At 42.9% G+C, this 22,437-nt stretch carries 22 protein-coding genes; 8 read left to right on the forward strand and 14 right to left on the reverse strand.

The annotated features are described in order from the left end of the window. Positions 1-148: 148 nt before the first annotated feature. Positions 149-2,071, forward strand: a complete 1,923-nt coding sequence (locus GNIT_RS01445) for a methyl-accepting chemotaxis protein (protein WP_014107336.1) — start codon at positions 149-151, stop codon at positions 2,069-2,071. Between the two features lie 165 nt (positions 2,072-2,236). Here GNIT_RS01445 and GNIT_RS01450 read toward each other — a convergent pair whose 3' ends face one another. From GNIT_RS01450 to GNIT_RS01480, 8 genes are all read right to left on the reverse strand, one after another. Beyond that, complete coding sequence (locus GNIT_RS01450; RefSeq protein WP_014107337.1) at positions 2,237-2,953, reverse strand: HAD-IA family hydrolase; 717 nt, start codon at positions 2,951-2,953, stop codon at positions 2,237-2,239. Then, complete coding sequence (locus GNIT_RS01455) at positions 2,950-3,858, reverse strand: tyrosine recombinase XerC (RefSeq protein ID WP_238526924.1); 909 nt, start codon at positions 3,856-3,858, stop codon at positions 2,950-2,952. The genes GNIT_RS01450 and GNIT_RS01455 overlap by 4 nt, the downstream gene beginning before the upstream one ends. 84 nt (positions 3,859-3,942) lie before the next feature. Then, on the reverse strand, positions 3,943-4,638 hold the full coding sequence (locus tag GNIT_RS01460; protein ID WP_014107339.1) for a DUF484 family protein: 696 nt from the start codon (positions 4,636-4,638) through the stop codon (positions 3,943-3,945). After that, on the reverse strand, positions 4,635-5,465 hold the full coding sequence (gene dapF / locus GNIT_RS01465; RefSeq protein ID WP_014107340.1) for a diaminopimelate epimerase: 831 nt from the start codon (positions 5,463-5,465) through the stop codon (positions 4,635-4,637). Before dapF ends, GNIT_RS01460 begins: the two co-directional genes overlap by 4 nt. A 46-nt stretch (positions 5,466-5,511) precedes the next feature. Then, positions 5,512-6,762: a diaminopimelate decarboxylase gene (gene lysA / locus GNIT_RS01470; protein ID WP_014107341.1), complete on the reverse strand. Its 1,251-nt coding sequence runs from the start codon at positions 6,760-6,762 to the stop codon at positions 5,512-5,514. A 2-nt stretch (positions 6,763-6,764) separates the two neighbouring features. Continuing rightward, a complete protein-coding gene (gene lptM, locus GNIT_RS17800; protein ID WP_014107342.1) occupies positions 6,765-6,923 on the reverse strand; it encodes an LPS translocon maturation chaperone LptM in 159 nt (52 codons plus the stop codon). Positions 6,924-7,012: 89 nt separating this feature from the next. Further along, a complete protein-coding gene (locus GNIT_RS01475; RefSeq protein WP_014107343.1) occupies positions 7,013-8,137 on the reverse strand; it encodes an MJ1255/VC2487 family glycosyltransferase in 1,125 nt (374 codons plus the stop codon). Between the two features lie 9 nt (positions 8,138-8,146). After that, entirely contained in the window at positions 8,147-8,674 is a 528-nt protein-coding gene (locus GNIT_RS01480; protein ID WP_014107344.1) for a phosphatase PAP2 family protein, read from the reverse strand. Between the two features lie 202 nt (positions 8,675-8,876). Between GNIT_RS01480 and rraA the strand changes: the two genes are divergently transcribed. After that, on the forward strand, positions 8,877-9,362 hold the full coding sequence (gene rraA / locus GNIT_RS01485; protein WP_014107346.1) for a ribonuclease E activity regulator RraA: 486 nt from the start codon (positions 8,877-8,879) through the stop codon (positions 9,360-9,362). A gap of 104 nt (positions 9,363-9,466) precedes the next feature. Here the strand turns inward: rraA and GNIT_RS01490 are convergent, their stop codons facing one another. Together GNIT_RS01490 and mpl are read right to left on the reverse strand one after the other, a co-directional pair. Further along, complete coding sequence (locus GNIT_RS01490; RefSeq protein WP_014107347.1) at positions 9,467-10,243, reverse strand: S1/P1 nuclease; 777 nt, start codon at positions 10,241-10,243, stop codon at positions 9,467-9,469. A 107-nt stretch (positions 10,244-10,350) separates the two neighbouring features. After that, the gene (gene mpl / locus GNIT_RS01495) at positions 10,351-11,727 is read right to left on the reverse strand and encodes a UDP-N-acetylmuramate:L-alanyl-gamma-D-glutamyl-meso-diaminopimelate ligase (protein WP_041246252.1); all 1,377 of its coding nucleotides are present in this window, start codon (positions 11,725-11,727) and stop codon (positions 10,351-10,353) included. 276 nt (positions 11,728-12,003) lie between these two features. Between mpl and GNIT_RS01500 the strand changes: the two genes are divergently transcribed. From GNIT_RS01500 to GNIT_RS01515, 4 genes are all read left to right on the forward strand, one after another. After that, a complete protein-coding gene (locus GNIT_RS01500) occupies positions 12,004-12,972 on the forward strand; it encodes a class 1 fructose-bisphosphatase (RefSeq protein ID WP_014107350.1) in 969 nt (322 codons plus the stop codon). 144 nt (positions 12,973-13,116) lie between these two features. Further along, positions 13,117-13,650 (forward strand): inorganic diphosphatase, encoded by a 534-nt coding sequence (ppa, locus tag GNIT_RS01505; RefSeq protein WP_014107351.1) that lies wholly within the window; start codon positions 13,117-13,119, stop codon positions 13,648-13,650. A gap of 161 nt (positions 13,651-13,811) precedes the next feature. Beyond that, positions 13,812-14,270 carry a DUF3299 domain-containing protein gene (locus GNIT_RS01510; RefSeq protein WP_041246555.1) on the forward strand — a complete coding sequence of 153 codons (459 nt, stop codon included), beginning with the start codon at positions 13,812-13,814 and terminating at the stop codon, positions 14,268-14,270. Between the two features lie 58 nt (positions 14,271-14,328). Continuing rightward, a complete protein-coding gene (locus tag GNIT_RS01515) occupies positions 14,329-15,948 on the forward strand; it encodes a methyl-accepting chemotaxis protein (RefSeq protein WP_014107353.1) in 1,620 nt (539 codons plus the stop codon). 233 nt (positions 15,949-16,181) lie between these two features. Here the strand turns inward: GNIT_RS01515 and GNIT_RS18320 are convergent, their stop codons facing one another. Beyond that, entirely contained in the window at positions 16,182-16,496 is a 315-nt protein-coding gene (locus GNIT_RS18320; RefSeq protein WP_238526926.1) for a hypothetical protein, read from the reverse strand. On the opposite strand from GNIT_RS18320, the gene GNIT_RS01520 reads away from it, so the two are divergent. Both GNIT_RS01520 and GNIT_RS01525 read left to right on the forward strand, forming a co-directional pair. Continuing rightward, positions 16,486-17,727, forward strand: a complete 1,242-nt coding sequence (locus GNIT_RS01520; RefSeq protein ID WP_014107356.1) for an ATP-binding protein — start codon at positions 16,486-16,488, stop codon at positions 17,725-17,727. The two genes, GNIT_RS18320 and GNIT_RS01520, sit on opposite strands and share 11 nt — an antisense overlap. Before the next feature lie 56 nt (positions 17,728-17,783). After that, positions 17,784-18,155, forward strand: coding sequence for a glutathione S-transferase N-terminal domain-containing protein (locus GNIT_RS01525; RefSeq protein ID WP_014107357.1), 372 nt, complete (start codon positions 17,784-17,786; stop codon positions 18,153-18,155). Between the two features lie 73 nt (positions 18,156-18,228). Here GNIT_RS01525 and GNIT_RS01530 read toward each other — a convergent pair whose 3' ends face one another. The 3 genes from GNIT_RS01530 to uvrA are packed head-to-tail and all read right to left on the reverse strand — an operon-like array spanning position 18,229 to position 22,268. Beyond that, a complete protein-coding gene (locus tag GNIT_RS01530; RefSeq protein WP_041246254.1) occupies positions 18,229-18,936 on the reverse strand; it encodes a 2OG-Fe(II) oxygenase in 708 nt (235 codons plus the stop codon). A gap of 44 nt (positions 18,937-18,980) precedes the next feature. Then, entirely contained in the window at positions 18,981-19,379 is a 399-nt protein-coding gene (locus GNIT_RS01535) for an acyl-CoA thioesterase (protein WP_014107359.1), read from the reverse strand. Positions 19,380-19,418: 39 nt separating this feature from the next. Beyond that, entirely contained in the window at positions 19,419-22,268 is a 2,850-nt protein-coding gene (gene uvrA / locus GNIT_RS01540) for an excinuclease ABC subunit UvrA (RefSeq protein ID WP_014107360.1), read from the reverse strand. Between the last annotated feature and the right edge of the window lie 169 nt (positions 22,269-22,437).

Here is a 22,437-nt window from a genome sequence, read left to right on the forward strand (position 1 = left end):
CAGAATATTAATGCTTTTTTTGAGTTCTTTCATATCGCAATAGCTGAACTGTGCAAATTTTACTCTAGACTTTATTAAGGCATCCGATATAAGTTAATGAGAAGTCAAACGACACAGTTCGAAGAACTAAGCACCAAAGGCCCAAAATATGACAATTCAACAGAAGTTTTTTTATGCAGTAGCGACGATTGTCGCCTTTTTTGCAGTTGCTTTAGCGGTTATTAGTGGTTTTCAAAGCGCCTCACAAACGCAAAAAATGATTAGTTCAGACATTTTGAAACAACAAAAACACATTATTGATGTGTTAGATACCACTGACACAATTATGGCTGAGAGAGTGCAAAACAGTATGCGCCTGCTTAAAAAAATGGGCGCTGAATTAGGGCCAGCTAAAATTGACGGTACTGTGTCCGTGAACGGTGTTTCGGCTAATAATATTTACTTAGGTTCTTCTGGGCAAGGAAACAACTTTACCCTCGTTGACGGCTTAACTGAAATAATGAATGGTACAGCGACTATTTTTAGCAAAACTGACCAAGATTATATTCGAATAGCAACTAACGTTATTAAAAACGATAAGAGAGCTATTGGAACTAAGCTAAGCCCTACAGGGAAGGCCATTGTCAATATTAACAGCGGGAAACCTTACTTTGGTCAAGTTGATATCCTCGGAAACCCGTTTTTGACCGGCTACGCGCCGATGTTTGACAGCAATGGTGAAACTATCGGAATTTGGTATGTGGGTTATTCAGCTGATTTGCGCTCTATTCAAGATACGATTGCAAATAGTCGCTTATTGGATGAAGGCTTCATTGCCTTGCTCGATGCTAAAGGCAATATTCGCGCTAACTCGTCGAATTTATCTGAGAGTGAGGTAGAGAAAGCACTCGGCAACACTGATGATTGGCAGCTAACAAAAGTGAGTTATGATAAATGGGGCTACAGTATTGTATTGGCGGCAAGTAATGCTGAAGTTTCAAGTACAATATGGTCGAGCGTGATTGGCGCAGCTGTGAAACAGATAATCGCTGGCTTGGTTATTTTAGGGACAATTTTCTTCTTACTTAACAAGATTGTCGGGCAAAGAATTCAAAATTATATCGATACTATTAATGAAGTTGCGTCTGGTCGGGGTGATTTAAGCGTGCGGTTTGACGAACGTCATACTGATGAGTTTGGTCGCATGGCAAAAGGTTTAAATAGGTTATTTAGTAAAGTTGAAGATACTATTACAGACGTAAAATCTACCTCTAGCAAACTTATTGACAAAGCACTGGCGTTAAATGAGCTTGCTACCAACGCGCAAGCATCGGTCAAACAACTCAGCGAAGAAGTGTCTTCTATGACTCGTTCAGCGAGTATTTTAGAAGAAAAAGCAACTGCTGTTGAACACAATACGGCAAAAGCTGATGAGGCGGCAACAACCGCAGACAAAGAAACAAATTTAAGTGTAGAGACACTGAATAAGACAATCATTGACATCAAGGGGCAGGCCGACAATACGCAAAATTCGGTTTTAGTCATTGAAGAGTTAGCGCGCTCAAGTGAAGAAATCAGCGGCGTAATGGAAGTTATCAGAAATATTGCAGAACAAACGAATTTGCTTGCCTTAAACGCAGCTATTGAAGCTGCCAGAGCGGGCGAACAAGGAAGAGGATTTGCTGTTGTTGCTGATGAAGTTAGATCGTTAGCGAGCAGAACACAAAAATCAACTGAAGAAATTAGAACGATGATTGAGAGGCTACAAGCCGGCAGTAAAGAAGCATCAACAGCAATGGCCACCAATAAAGCATCTGCGCTTGAAACAGTTGAATCCACATCGAAAACGGGCGCTGTTTTACAGCAAGCATTAGCGGCAGTTGATCAAATTAAGTCCTTGAATAGTGAAACGGCAATAATGGCAAGCCAGCAGAAAGAAGTGTCGATGGATATCAAGTTAGGTATCGAAAATGTGAATCGAATCACCGAAGGAAATACGGCGAGCGCTACCAATATGAAGAAAATGAGTGATGAGTTATCCGCGTTAGTCAGCACTATGAAAGATAAATTGAACAACTACAAAACTACTTAAACAAATAAAATAAAGGGGTCAGGGTAAATTAAACCAAGAGGCCAGAGAAACCAAGAAACCAAGGGGTCAGAGTACATGAAAAACATTACTGTTTTTCATGTACTCTGACCCCTTGGTTTCTTGGTTTAGGCCCCTTGGTTTAATTTACCCTGACCCCTTTATTTGCTATATAAATGCTAAAAGTTCTTCAAGTTGATGAATTTCTACGTGAGGAAGCACTTTAACCGGTTCATTTTTTATTTTCATTGGTCGGTCGCAAGCGTGCCAAGCGCTTGAAAATCCTGCGTTAATAGCACCCCAAACGTCTTTTTCTAAGTTATCTCCGACATGCAAAATACTGCTTCGGTTAACACTAAGGTAATTAGCGGCTTCATCGAACATGTGCGCATGTGGTTTCATTGGGCGCTGGCGACTGGCTTTTAAAACCTGCTGAAAATAGCCATCAAGCCCTATTTGCTGGGTGTTTACATTGCCATTGGTAATTGCAATCAATGGCATGTGTTGGGACAATTTTTCGAGTAATTGGCATTCAGCTTCACCCACTTTAAAATTGCTACGCTCAAAGTAAAACCAGTCGAAACAAACTTTTACAGCGTCTGTTAACTTAGCGCCACTGTAACCAGATTCTTGAAGTCCTTTTGTTAAGATAATACGTCGCAAATCACCCATGTCTGAAAACAGTTCCGGATCATCGCGCAGCGCTTGTCGTTTGTATTGTTGCCAATCCTCTTTAGCAAGGTGAGATGCATTTGGATACTCCTCGGCAATAAAATTTAACAAACCTTTTTCTGCTTCAACAATCAATGGCCAGTTATCATATAGAGTATCGTCTAAATCGAAAGTCATCGCTTGAATTTTAGGAGTCGGTTTGTAAATAATCACTTCTTCTTCGCCCTCGGATGTGCTTTATCATAAATTTGAGAAAGGTGCTGAAAATTAAGGTGCGTATAGACTTGTGTCGTTGATAGGTTAGCGTGCCCTAGCAACTCCTGAACACCTCGCAAATCGTTACTAGATTCTAATACGTGTGTGGCAAAAGAATGGCGCAATGTATGCGGACTTATTTGTTGATACAAGGTTTGTTGCTTAGCCCAATAATCAAGTCTATTTTGAACTTGGCGATTCGAAATTCGGGTTTTGCGCTTGGATAAAAAAAGCGCCTTTTCATCACTCGAGGGTAACAATTTATCCCGCTCGCTGAGCCATAAGCCCAGCGCTACCTTGGCTTGACGCCCAAGGGGTAAACGTCGCTCTTTGTTGCCTTTACCGATCACCCTAACTTCGTCACCGGCTAAAATATCGTTCAACTCAAGGCCCGTTAACTCTGATAAACGCATGCCGCAGCCATAAAGCAATTCAAACATCGCTTTATCTCTGATTCCTAAAAACTCGGTCGTATCAAAATTCAGTAAACTGCCCATTTCATCCACGTTGAGCTGTTTGGGTAATGGCTTTGATTGCTTCAAGGACTGGATGGAGGCAACAGGGTTATTGCTTAAGTATTCTCGCGTTACCATGAACTCACAGAAATTACGCAATACTGTGAGCCGCAAATTGATGGTGCGTGTTGATAACTTTTCTTTACTGCAGTGCATGAGCATCATCTTGATGTGATCAGCAGTAAGTTCGGCCCAATTGTCGATATTAAGGTGGTTTAAGGCACTGAGAATTTGACGTTGATAGTTTTTACAGGTGTGTTCAGAAAGCTGACGTTCTACGCGAATATGATGGATAAAATCAATCACCCAAGAGCTCAATTGAGGAGGGATTTGTTCTTCAATAGCCAAGGAAGCATTCAAAATTGGCTGTTAACAATGCGCGTTTTATAAAAAGGTGTTTTGCATGCAAGTATTTCACTCACAAACGTTTTATTAATAATGAAGTAAGTCAGGCATTGAGACATTGAGGAACTCCTGAAGCTGTCGTATTAACAACGTGTCCATGTCTGGGGTAAAGTGTATTGGATCTGCACTACCAATAGCTAATATGCCTAGGTCGCGTTTATCGCCAAGTAACACAAGAGCAACTGATTCGGCAATGGCATCTCCGAACAAGAGTTGTTTTTCATGCTGGCTTAGGCGTCCAAAAAAGAAGTCGCTGTCTTTGAAGCGTTTTTCCATAAACAAACGCTGCTGAATTTCGGGTAAAGCAAAAAGCCCTTTAAACGGTTTGATTGCCGCGGCTGACATATCGAGCTCATCCTGCAGCGTTTCTTCAATGGTGTATTGCATTTCTGCGAATTCAGTACAACGCAGTAGACGAAGATTTAAGTCGGCATATACGCGATAAATTTCTTCGTTCTGTTTAGCAATAGAGATGAGTTGGCTGAGTTTAAAGCTGAGTTGACGAACTTTTTTACGAAGCTGACTGCTCTGTAATTCTACAAGAGAAACGGTGCCTTTTTGCTTATGTGGCACCTGTACTTTTTCAGCGACGTCTGGATTTTTAACAAAAAAATCTTTGTTATTAAGAATATACTCGCGTACTTCTGCTTCCGTGATTGCTTCTGAGGGAAAGTCTGGCGCTAGCGCTTGCGCAGTATTTCCTTTAACACCTGATTTATTCATAGCGTTATTTGTCCGTCATAAATGTGTTCTGCGGGGCCCGTCATTTTTAATAGACTGTCTTCCCCTTGCCATTTTATAATTAGTTTACCACCAGGAAGCGTGACATTCACTTCTTTATCTAGCTTGTCTTGCATAATACCGATCGCAACCGCTGCGCAAGCCCCGCTGCCGCAGGCGAGAGTCTCTCCGCTGCCGCGTTCAAAAACCCGAAGCTTTATCTCGCTACGACTTATTATTTGCATGAAACCAACATTTACGCCTTCTGGGAAGCGTTCATTATTGCCAATTATTTTGCCAATACCCACAACATCGTGAGTGTCTACGTCATCAACTTCGAGGACGCAATGAGGGTTACCCATCGACACTACACCACAGAAAAAAGTGTGTTCATTATCACGGATAATGTAGAAGTTTTCTTGTTTATTTGCTTTGAATGGAATGCGCTCTGGCGCAAATACGGGACGCCCCATATTCACCGTTACGCTGCCGTCTTTTTCGAGATACAGCACCATGCGACCGGCTTTTGTGCTAACAATTATCTTGTTGCGGTTTATCAAGCCTTTTTGTTTAACAAATTTAGCAAAGCAGCGAGCCCCATTGCCACATTGAGAAACTTCGCTGCCGTCAGCATTGTAAATTCGGTAATGAAAATCTTGGTCTGGGTCGTAAGGCGGTTCTACAATCAGCATCTGATCGAAGCCGATGCCAAAATGGCGGTCGGCAAGCTGCTGGATCTTCTCTTTGGAGAAAAACACATTTTGGGTAACGTTATCAATAACGACAAAGTCGTTGCCGAGCCCGTGCATTTTAGAAAAATTTAACAGCATTTGCGTCTTATAATTATTATTATATTTGTAAGGCTATTGCCCTAGTTTACGTAATTTTATGCTCGCCTTTCCAGAGATCTTTTAATTTTTCTCTCTCGCGAACCACAATGGTCTCTGTTTTATCGATCATAATCTCAGGAGGCCTACAACGACTATTATAGTTGCTAGCCATCACGAAGCCATAAGCACCAGCGCTTCTGACTGCAAGATAATCCCCTGGCACGATTGCCAAGTCGCGATCTTTACCTAAAAAATCGCCGGTTTCACAAACAGGACCGACAACATCATACTTTTGCGCCGCAATATCCAGTCGTGGTTGAACTGGAATGATGGCCTGCCATGCACTGTATAATGCAGGGCGTATTAAATCGTTCATCGCAGCATCGACGATCGCGAAGTTTTTCTCTTCACCTTGTTTTAAAAACTCAACTTCGGTAACTAAGATACCTGCATTTGCAGCAATCGCTCTGCCGGGCTCCAAAATAAGTTTGAGATGCTCGCGGCCGTGCATTTTTGCAGCCATAGCCGCTGCATATTCATTCGGATGAGGAGGCGTCTCGTCGTTATAAGGAACGCCTAAACCGCCGCCAACGTCAAGATGTGAAATGTGGATATCGTGCTCAGCCAGCTCGTCTATTAATATTAATAACCGCTCTAATGCATCAACAAACGGTGTGATATCGGTCAACTGAGAACCAATGTGACAGTCCATTCCTTTAACGTCTAAATGAGGCATTGCAGCAGCGCGTTTGTAAACACGCAGCGCATCATCGCGAGCGATACCGAATTTATTGGCTTTCAACCCTGTTGAAATATAAGGGTGCGTTTTTGCATCAACATCCGGATTAATGCGGATTGAAATAGGCGCTTTAACATCTATTTCACCCGCTACTTTATTAATTCGGTCAAGCTCTGCGTCGGATTCAACATTAAAACACATGATGTTTTGTTGCAGCGCAAAACGTATTTCATCCGATGTTTTACCGACACCAGAAAAAACCACTTTTGTTGGATCGCCGCCGGCTTCAATGACACGGCATAGCTCGCCTTTACTGACGATGTCAAAGCCTGAACCTAACTTAGCTAAAACTGACAATACACCCAGGTTAGAGTTAGCTTTTACTGCGTAGCAAATAAGATGATCGTGTTTAGCAACAGCATTATTGAAAGCATGCCAATGACGTTCAATAGTTGCTCTCGAATAAATGTATACAGGCGTGCCATGTGCCTTTGCAATATCAGCAACTGCGACGTCTTCCGCAAAAAGTTGCGCATCTTTATAGGTAAAGAAATCCATTGTTATTGACCTTCTTTACTGTTGAATTTACTCAGGGGGTCGCTTTCTGTTGAAGGCGTTTTTTCATTACTCGGCGCTTGCTTCGGAAGGTACAACGGACCACGTTGACCGCAGGCGCATAAAAATAGGGCTAGCGCTATGCAAAGCGCTAATTTTGACATTCGATTCATGGACATAAAATAACTTGCTTAATATGCGCTTAACATTGCACTGCAATGGCCTAAAATGCAAACTCTTTCTAGGTCTAGCGCTAAATATTTACGCGACTTGCGGTGCGGAGTTTTTCACCTACTTCGTCTGGAAATTCAACTTGTTGCCAGAGTTGTCGACATATTGTTGCAGTGTCGGATAAGTCGCCTGCCATGATCCAGTCAATAAAGCCATTCACGTTATCAGGGAAGCAAATTTTTGTGGAATGGTGATTGTTTAGCCATTCTTCAATGTCGTCTGTATTCAGGCTAAACAAGGTGTCTGATATGCCTAACTGACGCAACATGAAAGCGTTCGAAAATTGCTCGAATTGCCCCGTTAAGGGCTTCATTAGAAGGGCTTTACCTAAACTTAAACATTCTGTTGCTAGTTCAAATCCGCCGTTCGCAATCACCTGTTTACACGACGACAGCGCTCCGTGAAAGCCTACCTTTGATGGCGGAAACCAGTGAATGTTTTTTTCTACAAATGGAAATTCAACATCGGGGTGATAACAATAAAAGCGGTTTTCACTCAGCGCTTGTAGTACTTGTTGAATTTGGCTCGTGTCCTCGAAAGGCAGATAAACAAGTGTGAAATCTGATTTCTTTGGTCTTCCGTGACGGTCAACATTATTGATTGAAGAGTCTTTCGGGATTGAAGGCGAAATCAAAGGCGGCACGAAAGGCGGGATAATCGCTTGGTTATAATGATACCAATGCACACCAAGAGCATACTGGGTTGGTGCAAAATACCGGGTCACCCATTTATCAACGATGCTTTGAGCTTCGGTTGGCACTGCATACATAAATGCGGCTTGATGACTGATTGAGAGTGAAGGGACACCTTGATTTTTAGCAGCCCATGCGGAGATGGGTTCAAAGTCATTTAACACGAGATCATAAGCACTTAGGTCTAGCTTTCGAATATTCCGCATAAATTCGATTAATCTGATATTTTTCACTGTTTTGAAACGGTGCAGCGAGCCGTTTTCAGTGACAAACGATAACCCACGTCGTGTTTGATAGTCACCGAATATTTCCATGTCGAAGTAAGCGTTAGCATCTCTACCTGAAAACAGATAGTCAACCTGCACATCTGTGCGTTGCGCAAACGCTTCAGCCATTAGCCTCGCTCGCGCAATGTGACCATTTCCTGTCCCTTGCACGCCATATAAAATTTTCATGCTGTAGCCTCAAGCTAAAATGAACATACTAATACTGGCAATACTGATGCCCAGTGCCGCGCCAATGAGAACGTCGGATGGGAAGTGGACGCCCAATAAAATGCGCGACAGTCCAACTAAACTTGCCCAGCTAAAGGCGAAGATGCTGTATGTAGGGTAAAAACTGCTGATTATTGTTGCCATCAGGAAGGCGGCAGCAGTATGACCAGAAGGCAAGCTAAACTTGTCGGAGGGCGTGATGTGAGCAGTGAAATTGATTAAGCTAGCGCTGGGTCGTTTACGTTTAAAGCATTGTTTTAAAAACAAATAAATCGGGACCTCAAGCGCGTAAGCCATGAGTGCAGTATAAAAGAAAAGTACGCCGTGGCTGTTATCTAAGCAAAATAACAAAGCACCCAAAAAAATGTAAAGGTGGCCATCTCCGGTCCTTGAAATCACCCGTATACTTGTAAGGACCGTTAAGCTGCCTGTTGTTGAATACCGATTAAACCAATAAAAAAGAGCTGTATCTAACTTTGTAATCCGCTTAAATGTCATGCTTTTCTCACGTTAGCCAAACACTGAACGAAAGATACGATCTCAATATGAATAAACGGTGACAATAAGAAGAAACCTATGTGACAAGGCTTGTTGCGCTGATATTGTAGTTTCATCTATGGTCAGAAGTGCTAGTATAACACTAGACGTTTATAAGGCATGCCTAAGCAAACGATTTATCAACGATAGTTTGAGGAATATCATGGAATACAATACTTCTGAATTATGTGATTTATTCGCTGATAGTGTCGATGTACTCGACCCTATTTTTACCAGTTTTGGTGGCCGCTATTCTTATGGTGGTGAGGTGACCACTATTAAATGTTTTGAAGACAAAGGCTTGGTAGACAGGGTATTGGCAACTCGAGGTGACGGTAAAATATTGCTGATAGACGGCGGCGGTTCAACCAGGCGAGCCCTAATCGATGCATATAACGCACAAATGGCCGCTGAAAATGGCTGGGAAGGTATTGTTTGTTACGGTAGCGTGCGTGAAATTGACATACTCGAAGATTGCGATATTGGGATCCATGCCTTAAGCGCTATTCCTGTGAACTCAGAAAGCAGAGAAGTTGGCGATATTGATATTGCCGTGAATTTTGCGGGAGTCACTTTCCTGCCTGAAGATCACCTGTATGCTGATGGCACTGGCATTATCCTCTCGCCAGAAGCATTAGACATCGATTAATCTTTCGTACTTTTAAAGCAAAATTTTTCTAAAGCTAATAATTAAAAAAAGGGAGCAAGTTTCAATACCTTGCTCCCTTTCTTGTCTCTATAGATGTTGTCTTTTTATTTGAACAGGTCGTTCAAATAAGCCGCGATGCGCACACCGCCTTCTTGCAGTCTCTCGGTTGCGATAGGTATGTGCTGATACAAATAATCCCAGCTAATATTATCTTTTTCTGGATAAATTACATCGCGTATTTCCGCACTTTCAGCAATGTAAATGAGTGGGTCGCTTGTATTCCATTCAGCCGCTTGCTCAGCTGTTATTTTTTGACTCAACCACTCTGTCCACTCAGTGTAAGACAGTTGACGTCTATCAATTAAGCCTGAATCCCAAACGCGGTGTAAGTTTGAGTCTTCCCAGAAAAATTTGACCTTTCTATCGTTACCTCCTTTATCTGTGCCATTTCCCGCGTGCAGCGGTTGGTGTAAATCGCCGATGATATGCACAATAAAGCGTAAGGCGCGCTGGCGTTCTGCTAGTGGCGCTGTTTTATCTTTCACAATGTTAGAGAATTTCGTTAATGCGGTATAGGCATCGCCTTGTTCAGGAGCGCCTACTTCATGATAATGTTTGCCGGCCGGCACCGTTACATAGTGGTATGCACCCGCTTCTTTCTGCCAAAAGTCGTCAGGGTTTGAGCGATTTTCGTCTGCATAAGTTGATGCCTCAGCAAGGCTTTCATTAGGCAGCAACATTTCAATTGCTGCTTTCGCCTCAACCGTCAAATACTGCTCCGCTATTGCGCCTGTGACGCGGTGGCCTGTTTGTCCCCAAGCATGCACTTGTTGAACTGAGCTAGCCGCAAGTAGGGCAGAAGCAATCAATAGTTTTTTCATAGTTTGTCTCTTGTCATGATTTAAAATAAGTCACTAATTTTGTAATTAACCTTAAAGCTTCTGGAGCGTCAAATCGTGCTTCAGAAATTGCTAGCTAATATTGCTTGTTAAATATTATTCGTAAATTTTACAGCTAATGCTGTTAACAGACTTTGATGAATACCGTTAAAACCACCGTTACTCATGACCAAAATTTGATCTCCTGGTTCCGCCAGTTCCACAACCGCTTCTATAATACGGTCCGTATCTTGGTATAGATGTACGGGAGCAATACTGTTTGCGACCAAAGCTTGCATCGACCAGTCGACATTCGGAGGCTCAAACAAAAATACCTCACTGGCTTGTTGCCAAGAATTTGCCAATGTGTCTTTATGTATTCCCATTTTCATCGTGTTTGAACGCGGTTCGAGAACGGCAATTATTCTCGAATCCCCCACTTTATGTCTGAGCCCCGCTATTGTGGTTTGGATTGCCGTGGGATGATGAGCAAAGTCGTCGTAAACCGTAATCCCTGCGATCTCTCCTTTCACTTCCATGCGCCTCTTCACATTTTTGAAGCGAGAAAGGGCATTAATAGCGTCAGCCGTTTGCACACCAGCATGATGCGCAGCCGCAATTGCCATAACAGCATTGCTGACATTATGATCACCGATAAGCTCCCAATTTACGCAACCAACCAGCTTATTATGTTGCCATACGTTAAATTGACTGCCGTCGGCATTAATCAGTTCAGCGCGCCAATCACTCGCATCTGAGTCGCCTACTTTTTGAGTTTCACTCCAACAGCCTTTATTCAACACATCTTCTAAATTCGTGTCATCGGCAGGGGATATGATTGTGCCATTGGCCGGAACGCAGCGCACTAGGTGATGAAATTGCTTCTTAATGGCGTCGAGGTTTTCAAAAATATCCGCATGATCAAATTCAAGATTGTTCATGACTAAGGTTTTAGGGCGATAATGTACGAACTTAGAACGCTTGTCGAAAAATGCCGAGTCGTATTCGTCCGCTTCAATAACGAAGAACGGAGAAACACCGATGCGAGCGGAAATACCAAAATTCTCTGGTACGCCACCAATCAAAAACCCGGGATTAAGGCCGACATCTTCAAGTATCCAAGCAATCATGCTGGACGTTGTGGTTTTGCCGTGGGTGCCTGACGCGGCAATTACCCAGCGATCGTTAAGTAAATTATCTAACAACCACTGCGGACCGCTAGTATACGGTAGATTGCGATTGAGTACGTATTCCACCGCCGGATTTCCGCGCGCCATCGCATTGCCAATAATGACCATGTCGGGACAAGGCGTAAATTGTTGAGTGTCAAAGCCCGCAGTCAACTCAATATCGAGTTGCTCCAGTTGTGTACTCATCGGCGGGTAAACGTTTGTGTCTGAACCCGTTACTGTGTGCCCAAGTGACTTTGCAATAGCAGCAATACCGCCCATAAAACTACCGCAAATGCCCAAAATATGTACGTGCATGTTTTTATTAATTCGTCTTTTCACTTTACTGCTAACTGTATCAAAACATCGGGAGATGAGGATCTACTTTTTACGATTTATTTTTATTTCGTTTTTTGATAACAAGCGCCAATGGGCTTTGCTGCATACGTATGCAACAACAAGGTCGCAATTTGAACACTTCCCAGTTACAATTGTTACCCAAGCTATACAAGGATGAGCATTCTGCATAAAATCGTCAGTGCAATATGCAAGTCTCCATCGTTTTGATCTCACATCTAAGGAACACTTGGTACCATGAAACGCTTAAACTCTCAGCTTCAACAAGATGGCGCTCCGCTCGAACTTATTCTTTTAATACGTACTATTTTAGCCGGTTGCAAAGAAATTTCTTTCCGCGTCAGTCAAGGTGCTTTGGCCGGTGTGCTTGGCTCGACCTTGTCTGAAAACGTGCAGGGCGAAACGCAAAAAAAGTTAGACGTTATTTCTAATCAGATATTAAAAGATACGCTGCGTGAATCAGGTTACGTTAAGGCAATATCTTCGGAAGAAGAGGATACTGTTGTACCTTGTAACCCTGATGGCAATTATCTAGTGAGCTTTGATCCCTTAGATGGTTCATCAAACACGGAAATCAATAGTTTGATCGGCACCATATTTTCAATTACGCATGCGCCCCAATGGATGAAGCCAGATGATCCGTCTGCATTCCTTCAGCCTGGAACGCAAATGGTTGCGGCGGGATATGTATTATATGGTCCATCGACCATGTTGGCGATGACAACAGGTCGCGGCACACACCTGTATACCTTGGATAAAACTCACGGTGGCTTTCTGGTCACTGACTCAAACATAAAAGTACCTGAAGACACCGCTGAATTTGCTATCAACGCATCTAATCAACGTCATTGGGAAGAGCCAATTCAACAATATGTGAAAGATCTTATTGCCGGGTCTGAAGGCCCAAGAGAAAAAGACTACAACATGCGCTGGGTAGCAGCGATGGTTGGCGATATACATCGCGTGCTTTGCCGCGGTGGTATTTTTGCTTATCCTTTCGACAAACGTAATCCTAAAATGCCGGGTAAGTTACGCTTACTTTATGAAGCAAACCCAATGGCTTTCTTAATGGAACAAGCCGGTGGTTTAGCCGACACAGGTCAGGGCCGCATTATGGAAGTCATGCCGGAAGAAATTCATCAGCGCGTACCTACGCTGTTAGGTTCTAAAAACGAAGTGTTGGCTTGCTTGAGCTATTATAAGTAGGCAAAACGCTGCTATTAACTAACATCTAACGCAATTGACCCACCGTTTAAGCGTCATTAGACCAAACTCTTAGGCGCTTTATGTGGATAGTATGCGGAGATTTTCTTATAATCGCGGCAATTAATTTATTGATAGGAAATATCCATGAGCTTAAACGATGTGCCAGTAGGCAAAAACGCACCTGATGAAGTGAATGTCATCATCGAAATACCAGCATACTCTACACCTGTTAAGTACGAAGTAGACAAAGACACGGGCGCATTATTTGTTGACCGTTTTATGGCAACCTGCATGCAATATCCTGCGAATTACGGCTACGTAAACCTGACATTGTCTGACGATGGTGACCCGGTTGACGTACTTGTTATGTCTCCGCATCCTCTTATTGCTGGTTCAGTGATTAAATGTCGCCCAGTTGGCGTATTAAAGATGACTGATGAGTCGGGCGAAGATGCAAAAATAATCGCTGTGCCTGTTTCAAAGCTAACTAAGATTTATGATGATGTTCACAATATCGAAGATGTTCCTGGTTTGTTGAAAAATCAAATTGAGCACTTTTTCGCGCATTATAAAGATTTAGAGCCAAACAAATGGGTGAAGATTGAAGGTTGGGCTGATATCGATGCAGCTAAAGCAGAAATCTCATCTAGTGTTGAGCGATACAACAAGACGGCGTAAATGCCGTTTTTTGTAAAAGCTAATATACAATCATACTAAGCTCGCATTGTGCGGGCTTTTTTTTGCTCGATATTTAAGTGTTAAAGTTTATACTATTTAAACGCGCAAAATATTCCACCAAGGAGAACTTGTTGAAAACAAAAATAAACGTTGTTTTATTAATGCTGATCGGATGCTTATTTACGGCTGTTTCAATGGCGAATATAGACAACGAACCGAAAGAACTATATTGGGAAGATATGGTGCCAAAAGGCTATGTTGTACCGCCGAGCGCAATTGATCATAACGGCAATATGACCCAACTGGAGCCGGATGCACCGCTGCTTCAATCGTTGAATGGTCAGTTTGTTAAAATTCCAGGTTTTGTGGTTCCACTCGAAGGTGACGCCGATAATATTACTGAGTTTTTACTGGTTCCGTATTTTGGCGCTTGCATTCATGTACCGCCTCCACCATCAAATCAGATAGTTTATGTTAAATTTTCTGAAGGTGTGCCGATAACCAACTTATACGACGCTGTTTGGGTAACAGGTATCTTGTCTACCGATGGTTGGAAGGGCGATATCGCGACCGTTGGCTACACGCTGAAAGGCCAAGCTGTAACTGAGTTCGAAGGCTAGGCGCACACGTTATTTTTGCACGAACTAGTGCGTAATCACATTATAAGTTGGGTAAAGTATGAATTTTTTGGCGAAACTATCAATTGCTCAAAAGCTGTTTTTAATTCCAATTATTGGAACACTTAGCTTTGGTATCTACATAGGCATAAGCACATATACCGCATATGCCAATGTGGCTCTTCTTGATGATGCTCGGACAAAGCAGACGCCAGCCCTGTTAAAGTCAAGGGAAGCACTGAATTCAATGGAGGGCGTAAAAGAAACGCTTAGTGCCGCTGTGACCACAGGTGATGAAGATAGTTTGATTAAGGCCGAGACGCTTGCCACCAGAACGTCTGACAATCTAAAGTTCATCATCCAGCTCGATAACAACATGGCGAAAGACGTCAGCCCAATCTTAAAAGCCTTCGATTCTTATTTTAAAACGGCTTACGATGTCAGTAAGTCAATGGTTGATAATACAGCCGACTTTTCAAAGTTACAGACTGCGTTGCAAGACATGAACGCTTCTTACGACAGAGCAAATGCTGATTTAAAAGCGTTTAGTGGACAGCGCGAAGTGTCTTTTGAAAATGCCATCAGTAGTGCTAATGAATCTGCAAAGTCGCTCATTAAAATCGGTATTTTCATGGGGCTAGCAACCATGGTTATCTTGTTTTTAACAGCCCTTCCTATTGTGAACAACTTGCGTAAAAGCATTGTAGATGTTGTTAGTTCGTTGAAAGATATGGCGCAAGGCGACGGCGATTTAACCATCCGAATTAAAACGGATAACGCCGATGAAATTGGCGATTTGGTTCACTGGTTTAATCAATTTATTGAAAAGCTGCAGGGAGTTGTGAGGGATATTGGTAACTCAAGTAAGCCTTTATCAAACTTAGCTGAAAACTTAAATCAAGTGTCAAATCAAGCGCGCGTTACCATTTCGTCACAGCAAATGGCTGCGGCGGATGCTAAATCAGCTGTTGATGAAATGACGAATAGCGTAGGTGCTGTTGCAACGAGTGCTAACGAAGCAGCTAATGCAGCTGGCGAAGCATCGACCGCGGCGGACGATGGTCAACGAGTCGTGAACCAAACGGTAGCTAGTATTCAAAGTTTGGCCGCTAGAGTAGAAGAAACCGCAGTAGTTATTAAGAAGCTAGAGCAAGACTCAAATCAGGTTGGCGTAGTATTAGACGTGATTAAAGGCATTGCAGAACAAACTAATTTGTTGGCTTTGAATGCTGCCATTGAAGCAGCTCGAGCAGGCGAACAAGGCCGTGGATTTGCGGTTGTTGCTGATGAAGTAAGGACATTGGCCTCACGCACCCAAAAGTCGACAGAAGAGATTCAAGCAACCATTGAACAACTCCAAAGTGCAGCGCGCTCTGCAGTTTCAGTCATGGCGAAGGGGACAGAGCAGGCTGCGGTTAGTGTTGATGAAGCAAATAAAGCGGGTGCAAGTTTGAATGCAATTACGGAGACCATTAGTCGCATAACACGCATGAATGACCAAATTGCTAATTCCACTGGCGAGCAACAAAAAGTAGCGGATATGATTTCGTCCAATGTTGATGAAATTAATGCACGCACAGAGGATACGACGTCCAGTTCTGAACAGTTAACTTTGGTTAGCTCTGAGCTAGAGCAGCTATCAAAAGACTTTAACCGTATTATGCAGCAGTTTAAGTACTAAAGAAAAAAGCTTTTCCGCTCAGGTAGCCAAGCTAGTTAAGTTTTTTTGATTTTGCAAACTCGATGAGCATGATGTTCGAAATATTTTTTTTCAAGAAAGCCCTTAGAGATTGAAACATTGGAAACTGTATTAACTAACACAAGCAAAGTTGAAGCCATTTTACAGGAAACCGGCTTCAAGGTTCTCATTGTTTTTTGCATTCTCATTGCGTTGGTTATCATAGCAGCAGCGCCTCAAAACCCCATTTTCGCTTGGGCTTTCCCAATTTTTTGGTTTTTACTTTCAATCATTGGATTGTATAAGAAGAAATACAGCAATGTTTGCGCAAAAATTTGGGTGGTCTTAACTGTTCCTTCTACGCTTGTCCTTGTATTGCTCAATGGTATTTTTCCAGCCACTTTAATATCGCTGACAACCATTTTTCCTGTGATGTTAACTAAAGGATACTGGCGAACTATCTCAATATTTGTAATCGCAAGCTCTACATTATTAGTACCACTCTCACCAGTCGAATATGATCCTGGAATTTGGTTGCGATTGTCTGTCACTAATGTGTTTATTGGTATCACGGTATTTCTATTGGCATCGTTTTTAGAGAAAGCGTTAGTAGATAGTTTGGACAAGTCCGATGCGTTAAATGAAGCATTAGAAGGTGAGCGAAAGGCTAATCATGCACAGTCTGTTTTTTTAGCCACGATGTCACACGAAATTCGCACGCCAATGAATGGCATCATCGGTTTAGCTGATATTATTCTGTCATCGACTATCACGGAGGAACAGCGACCTAAGCTTGAAAGGATAAAACGGGCAGGCTCTACCTTAAACACTATTTTGAACGACATACTTGACCATACAAAGCTTGCTGCAGGCAAGCTTGTCATTGAAAGCGTGCCGATAAGCCTCCGTGAAATAATTAATGAAACGACACTTTTTTTTCAAACGTTAGCGGCTAATAAAGATATACAATTAGCAGCAAAGGTCGATAAATCTGTAGATTTTTCGCTCATGGGCGATCCGACGAGGATCACTCAAATTCTTAATAACTTAGTAAGTAATGCCATCAAATTCACCCCAAAAAATGGTCTGGTCAATATTTCGCTTAAGGTGATTGAGGACAGTGCAGCAGCTCAAACCTTAGAGTTTTGTGTAGAGGATACAGGTATTGGTATTTCAGATGAAAGTTTGAAAGATATTTTTTCGCCATTTGTTCAAGCGAATAGGTCGACGACGCGCGAATATGGCGGAACTGGCCTCGGACTGCAAATATCGAAAAGCTTGCTTGATAATTTAGGCGGTGAAATATGGCTTGAGAGCAAAGAGAATATTGGCAGCCAGTTTTATTTTCGGCTGTGCTTAGAAAAAAGCGAGCAGTTACCTATCAATATGTATAACGATGAGCAAAGAGAAATGCCGCAGTTCACCGGCAAAGTATTGGTTGTAGAAGATAATGAAATTAATCAGATTGTCGCATACGAAATTTTAACGTCGTTCGGACTTGATGTAGCGTTGGCAAATGATGGAAAGCATGGCATTGAAGTAACGAAGGATTGTTGCTTTGATATTATATTCATGGATTTACAGATGCCAAACGTAGATGGCTTCGAGGCGACCAAAGCAATACGTCTAAGAGACAAAGTCACGCCAATTATTGCGCTCAGTGCCTCAGTGCTGCAGGAAGATGTTGCCAATGCGCGTCGTGTTGGTATGAATGCTCATATTGGCAAGCCGATTGATCGCAAAGAATTGATTACGGTCTTACAGCGATTCATCAAGACATAAAAATCTAGTTTAGGTATACTCTGCGCCCGTAAATTATCACCTATTGAGCAGTACAAATGAGCGTAATCATTAACCTAATTCGCAACTTACTTGGTGGCATCATTGCTTTTTTTGATGTTATTACCCGCGGTAGCAAGTTAAAGCGCACAAAAGAAAACCAGCAACAGCTTGAAAAAGAGTTACAGGAGTTTACGCTGTATCAATTTTTTGCCTGTCCGTTTTGTATTAAGACTCGCCGTGCAATGTATAAAATGAATTTGCCGATAGTTAAACGCAATGTATCGAAGGGCTCGCCTTATCGCGATGAGCTGCTTCAAGGCGGTGGAAAGGTTCAAACACCTTGCTTGCGCATTGAGTCAGCTACAGGAACTACTTGGTTGTATGAGTCTTCCGAGATTATAGATTATTTGCGCCAACGCTTCGCATAAGAGCACCTTGCATCATTCCATGGCACATTAGGCTGAAAGGCACACATAGCCTGCTGCATTTATAGCTGAGCAATTAACTGCCAGCGAATATATGCTCGGCAGGATTAAATAGCACCCAAGACGTTAGAATGTATTTATCGTTGGAAGTTGGCACATTGCCGCGGTGAGTATGCGTAAAACCACTGGGGGCAATTACCATTCTGCCAGCTTTCGGCTTAATTTTCTTATCTTGATAGTAAAACTCGGTTTCGCCACCTTCCTCTACATCATTCAAATAAAACATGAACAATAAGTTGCGATGCAGGGCATCAGTTGACCCTTTTTGCGGATAGTTTTCAGAATGCCAATATGGATAACCGCCATCACCAGCAGTATATTTTTGTGCGTTAATTTCGCCCATTCTAAACAAGTAATTTACAATTTGCGGTAATCTGGGGAGGGCCTGTTCGTTGAAGTTATCGGCGGTTAATTTTACTGGCTTACCTGTGTTTATATCTGCCATGGTTAAGCCGATTGGGCCAATTAACGCGAAATAATAAGCTTTGAAGTAGTCGACAAGATGCTTGCCAGTGACTGCACTGACTTGCGGAGAAATCTCTTTAAATTCTGCATGGCGAGAAATAGAAACATCGGTTGAACGTTTCTTAGAAGTGTCCACACCTCCGCCTGTTTCACCGGGGGCTAGGTGCTCGCTGGTTTCAAATATATCGATTATTTGCTGACATAACTGGGGCGATAGAGCATTATCAATAACGCTAATAAAATCGGTATTCTTCACCAGACCTTCCCTTCTTATCTTACTGACTTGAAAATTGTCCGTAAGTCTTATTCAAGTTCTATTTTATGTTCTTCAAGCTTGGCGCGAATATCGTCAGGGATGCGCACCGACTTTTTACTGGCATAGTCAAAGCGAACAAGCGTTGTTGTTCCCTTGGCTTTTTTTGTATTTGACTGCCATAGCTCTTGGTAAACGACAAAAGAGCTATTGCCAATGCGGCTCACCCAAGTTTTGACCTCAACAGGACCCGCCAAATAAATCTGCTCTAAGAAATCAACGTTGTAATTAGCCAAAATAAGCGGCCAATTATTCAGGTCCAAATCAGGTGTAAAGTATTTGAATATTGGTAGGCGAGCAGTTTCAAACCATCCCACTAATACTGTATTACTGACATGCTGCAGTGCGTCCGTTTCATAAAAGCGAACATCGAATTCAATACTTAACACCTATTTCTCCTTTCATCTCTTGAGGGGATACCTAAATAGTTATTGTTTACCCTGTTGCACAGCTAACATTGGCGCTAGGAATTTACCGGTATGCGATGCTTCAACCTTGCAAATGTCCTCTGGCGTTCCTTCAGCAACGATAAGACCACCACCAGAACCACCTTCGGGCCCTAGGTCAATTACCCAATCCGCTGTTTTCACAACATCTAAGTTGTGCTCGATGACCACTACCGTGTTGCCATGATCACGCAGACGATGCAGTACTTCAAGCAACTGCTTGATGTCGTGGAAATGCAGGCCTGTTGTCGGCTCATCTAAGATATAAAGGGTTTGACCGGTGTCTCGCTTAGACAATTCTTTGGCAAGCTTAACGCGTTGCGCTTCGCCGCCTGACAGCGTCGTGGCAGACTGACCCAATCGAATATAGGACAGGCCTACATCCATCAAGGTTTGTAGTTTGCGATTAATTGACGGTATTGCATCAAAGAAATCACGAGCGTCCTCAACGGTCATTTCCAAAATTTCATGAATGTTTTTGTTTTTGTAACGAATTTCAAGTGTTTCACGATTGTATCGTTTGGCGGCACACACATCGCAAGGGACATAGACGTCAGGTAAAAAGTGCATTTCTACTTTGATCAATCCATCGCCCTGACAAGCTTCGCAACGTCCGCCCTTAACGTTAAAGCTAAAGCGCCCAGGTTTATAACCGCGTGAACGCGATTCTTGAGTACCAGCAAAAATCTCACGAATTGGCGTGAAAATACCTGCGTAAGTTGCAGGGTTAGAACGCGGCGTTCTGCCGATAGGGCTCTGGTCAATATCAACCACCTTATCCATGTGTTCTAAACCTGTGATTGTCTTGTATGGTGCTGGCTCGTTAGTGGTTGCACGGTTCAATTCGCGCTGTGCAATACGATAAAAAGTATCGTTAATTAGCGTCGATTTACCTGAACCAGATACCCCTGTAATACAAGTCATTAATCCTTGCGGTATCTTTAAATTAACGGATTGTAAATTATTGCCTGTGGCGCCTGTCAACTTCACCCATTTACGATCTTTTGTGCTATTTCGCTTCTTCGGTATGGTAATGAACTCTCTACCCGAAAGGTATTTACCCGTGAGTGAATGTTCACTGTTCATGATGTCTTCAAGCTGGCCTTGAGCAATGATTTCACCACCATGCACGCCTGCGCCCGGACCAATATCAACGATATAATCTGCTTCTTTTATTGCGTCCTCATCGTGTTCAACAACGATAACTGTGTTGCCTAGGTCGCGCAAATGACGAAGCGTTTCGAGCAGCCTAGCATTGTCGCGTTGGTGCAAGCCGATAGATGGCTCATCTAACACATACATTACACCCACTAAACCGGCACCAATTTGGCTAGCAAGACGGATACGCTGAGCCTCACCGCCTGATAGTGTATCTGCGCTGCGAGAAAGCGATAGGTAGTTCAAACCGACATTGACTAAGAAGGCCAAGCGGTCTTTTATTTCTTTCAATATTTTATCGGCAATTGCCGCGCGTTGGCCAACAAGCTCTAAATTTGAGAAGAAACTCAAACACTCGGCAATCGACTTTTCTGCAACTTCTGGCAAGGTTGTGCCTTCGATGAATACATTGCGAGCTTCGAGTCTTAAACGGGTTCCTGAACATGCAGAGCAAAACTGATTGCTCATATATTTGCCGAGTTCTTCGCGCACGGTATTAGATTCAGTTTCGCGAAAACGACGTTCCATATTTGGAATAATGCCTTCGAATGGATGCTTGCGCTCCATGATGTCGCCGCGTTCATTAATGTACTTAAACTTAATTGATGTGCCTTTACTGCCATATAAGACAAGCTCTTTCGCTGTCTCATCTAACTTCTCAAAGGGCTTATTTAAATCAAACCCGTAATGGTCCGCAACCGACTGCAGCATTTGGAAATAATAGTAGCTGCGTTTATCCCAACCACGGATTGCGCCTCCACTTAAACTAATTTCGTGGTTACCCACGACTCTATGCGGGTCGAAAAATTGTCTTGTGCCTAGACCATCGCAGGTTTGACAAGCGCCAGCTGGATTATTGAATGAGAAAATTCTAGGCTCAAGCTCTGTGATGCTGTAACCACAGTGTGGACATGCGAAGTTGGCTGAAAACACGATTTCTTCTTTATGTTTTTCAGCATCATCCATATAGGCTACTTTGGCTGAGCCAGCGGAAAGAGTAAGCGCAGTTTCAAAGCTTTCAGCCAAACGTAGCTGCAAATCATCACGCACTTTAAAGCGGTCAACGACAACCTCAATGGTGTGTTTCTTGTGCAGGTCTAAGGTAGGTGGATCGGTTAGGTCGCAAACTTCACCGTCAATACGAGCTCGGATGAAACCCTGAGCACACAGGCCTTCCAAGGTTTTTACATGCTCGCCCTTGCGATCTTGGACAACAGGCGCGAGCAGCATGAGCTTGGTGCCTTCAGGCATTTCCAATACTCGGTCAACCATTTGGCTGACAGTTTGTGCATTTAGCGCGACATCATGGTCTGGGCATTTTGGTACGCCGACTCTCGCAAACAATAGGCGCAGATAATCGTAGATTTCTGTGATTGTTCCTACGGTTGAACGCGGGTTGTGCGAGGTTGACTTTTGTTCTATCGATATAGCAGGCGATAATCCCGCAATATGGTCAACGTCTGGCTTTTCCATCATTGACAAAAACTGTCTTGCGTATGCAGATAAGGACTCCACGTAGCGACGCTGCCCTTCTGCGTACAGCGTATCAAACGCCAGCGAAGATTTCCCAGAACCAGACAAACCAGTGATAACAACTAGCTTGTTTCTTGGGAGTTCAATATTGATGTTTTTCAGGTTATGGGTGCGAGCCCCGCGAACTTCTATTTTATCCATATTGCCTTAGATGAGATGGTGCCAGAACAATCGATTAGTATGACACAAATTTACGAGAAAATATTCGTTTGTTACGCTTCTTACATAGAAGGGATCATGCGGTGCATCGCACAGGCGGTCGTAAAGCAGATAATACTGCCGGCCGCTCACTAGATCAGATAATGATTCA

This window comes from Glaciecola nitratireducens FR1064 (genome assembly GCF_000226565.1).
GTDB classification, from domain to species: Bacteria; Pseudomonadota; Gammaproteobacteria; order Enterobacterales; family Alteromonadaceae; genus Glaciecola; species Glaciecola nitratireducens.

Bases quoted from the DNA above. Each gene is read 5' to 3' on its own strand.
- GNIT_RS01445 (WP_014107336.1), top strand. From the start codon at position 149: ATGACAATTCAACAGAAGTTTTTTTATGCAGTAGCGACGATTGTCGCC.
- GNIT_RS01460 (WP_014107339.1), bottom strand. From the start codon at position 4,638: ATGAATAAATCAGGTGTTAAAGGAAATACTGCGCAAGCGCTAGCGCCA.
- dapF (WP_014107340.1), bottom strand. From the start codon at position 5,465: ATGCTGTTAAATTTTTCTAAAATGCACGGGCTCGGCAACGACTTTGTC.
- lysA (WP_014107341.1), bottom strand. From the start codon at position 6,762: ATGGATTTCTTTACCTATAAAGATGCGCAACTTTTTGCGGAAGACGTC.
- lptM (WP_014107342.1), bottom strand. From the start codon at position 6,923: ATGTCAAAATTAGCGCTTTGCATAGCGCTAGCCCTATTTTTATGCGCC.
- GNIT_RS01475 (WP_014107343.1), bottom strand. From the start codon at position 8,137: ATGAAAATTTTATATGGCGTGCAAGGGACAGGAAATGGTCACATTGCG.
- GNIT_RS01480 (WP_014107344.1), bottom strand. From the start codon at position 8,674: ATGACATTTAAGCGGATTACAAAGTTAGATACAGCTCTTTTTTATTGG.
- rraA (WP_014107346.1), top strand. From the start codon at position 8,877: ATGGAATACAATACTTCTGAATTATGTGATTTATTCGCTGATAGTGTC.
- GNIT_RS01490 (WP_014107347.1), bottom strand. From the start codon at position 10,243: ATGAAAAAACTATTGATTGCTTCTGCCCTACTTGCGGCTAGCTCAGTT.
- mpl (WP_041246252.1), bottom strand. From the start codon at position 11,727: ATGCACGTACATATTTTGGGCATTTGCGGTAGTTTTATGGGCGGTATT.
- GNIT_RS01500 (WP_014107350.1), top strand. From the start codon at position 12,004: ATGAAACGCTTAAACTCTCAGCTTCAACAAGATGGCGCTCCGCTCGAA.
- ppa (WP_014107351.1), top strand. From the start codon at position 13,117: ATGAGCTTAAACGATGTGCCAGTAGGCAAAAACGCACCTGATGAAGTG.
- GNIT_RS01510 (WP_041246555.1), top strand. From the start codon at position 13,812: ATGCTGATCGGATGCTTATTTACGGCTGTTTCAATGGCGAATATAGAC.
- GNIT_RS01515 (WP_014107353.1), top strand. From the start codon at position 14,329: ATGAATTTTTTGGCGAAACTATCAATTGCTCAAAAGCTGTTTTTAATT.
- GNIT_RS01525 (WP_014107357.1), top strand. From the start codon at position 17,784: ATGAGCGTAATCATTAACCTAATTCGCAACTTACTTGGTGGCATCATT.
- uvrA (WP_014107360.1), bottom strand. From the start codon at position 22,268: ATGGATAAAATAGAAGTTCGCGGGGCTCGCACCCATAACCTGAAAAAC.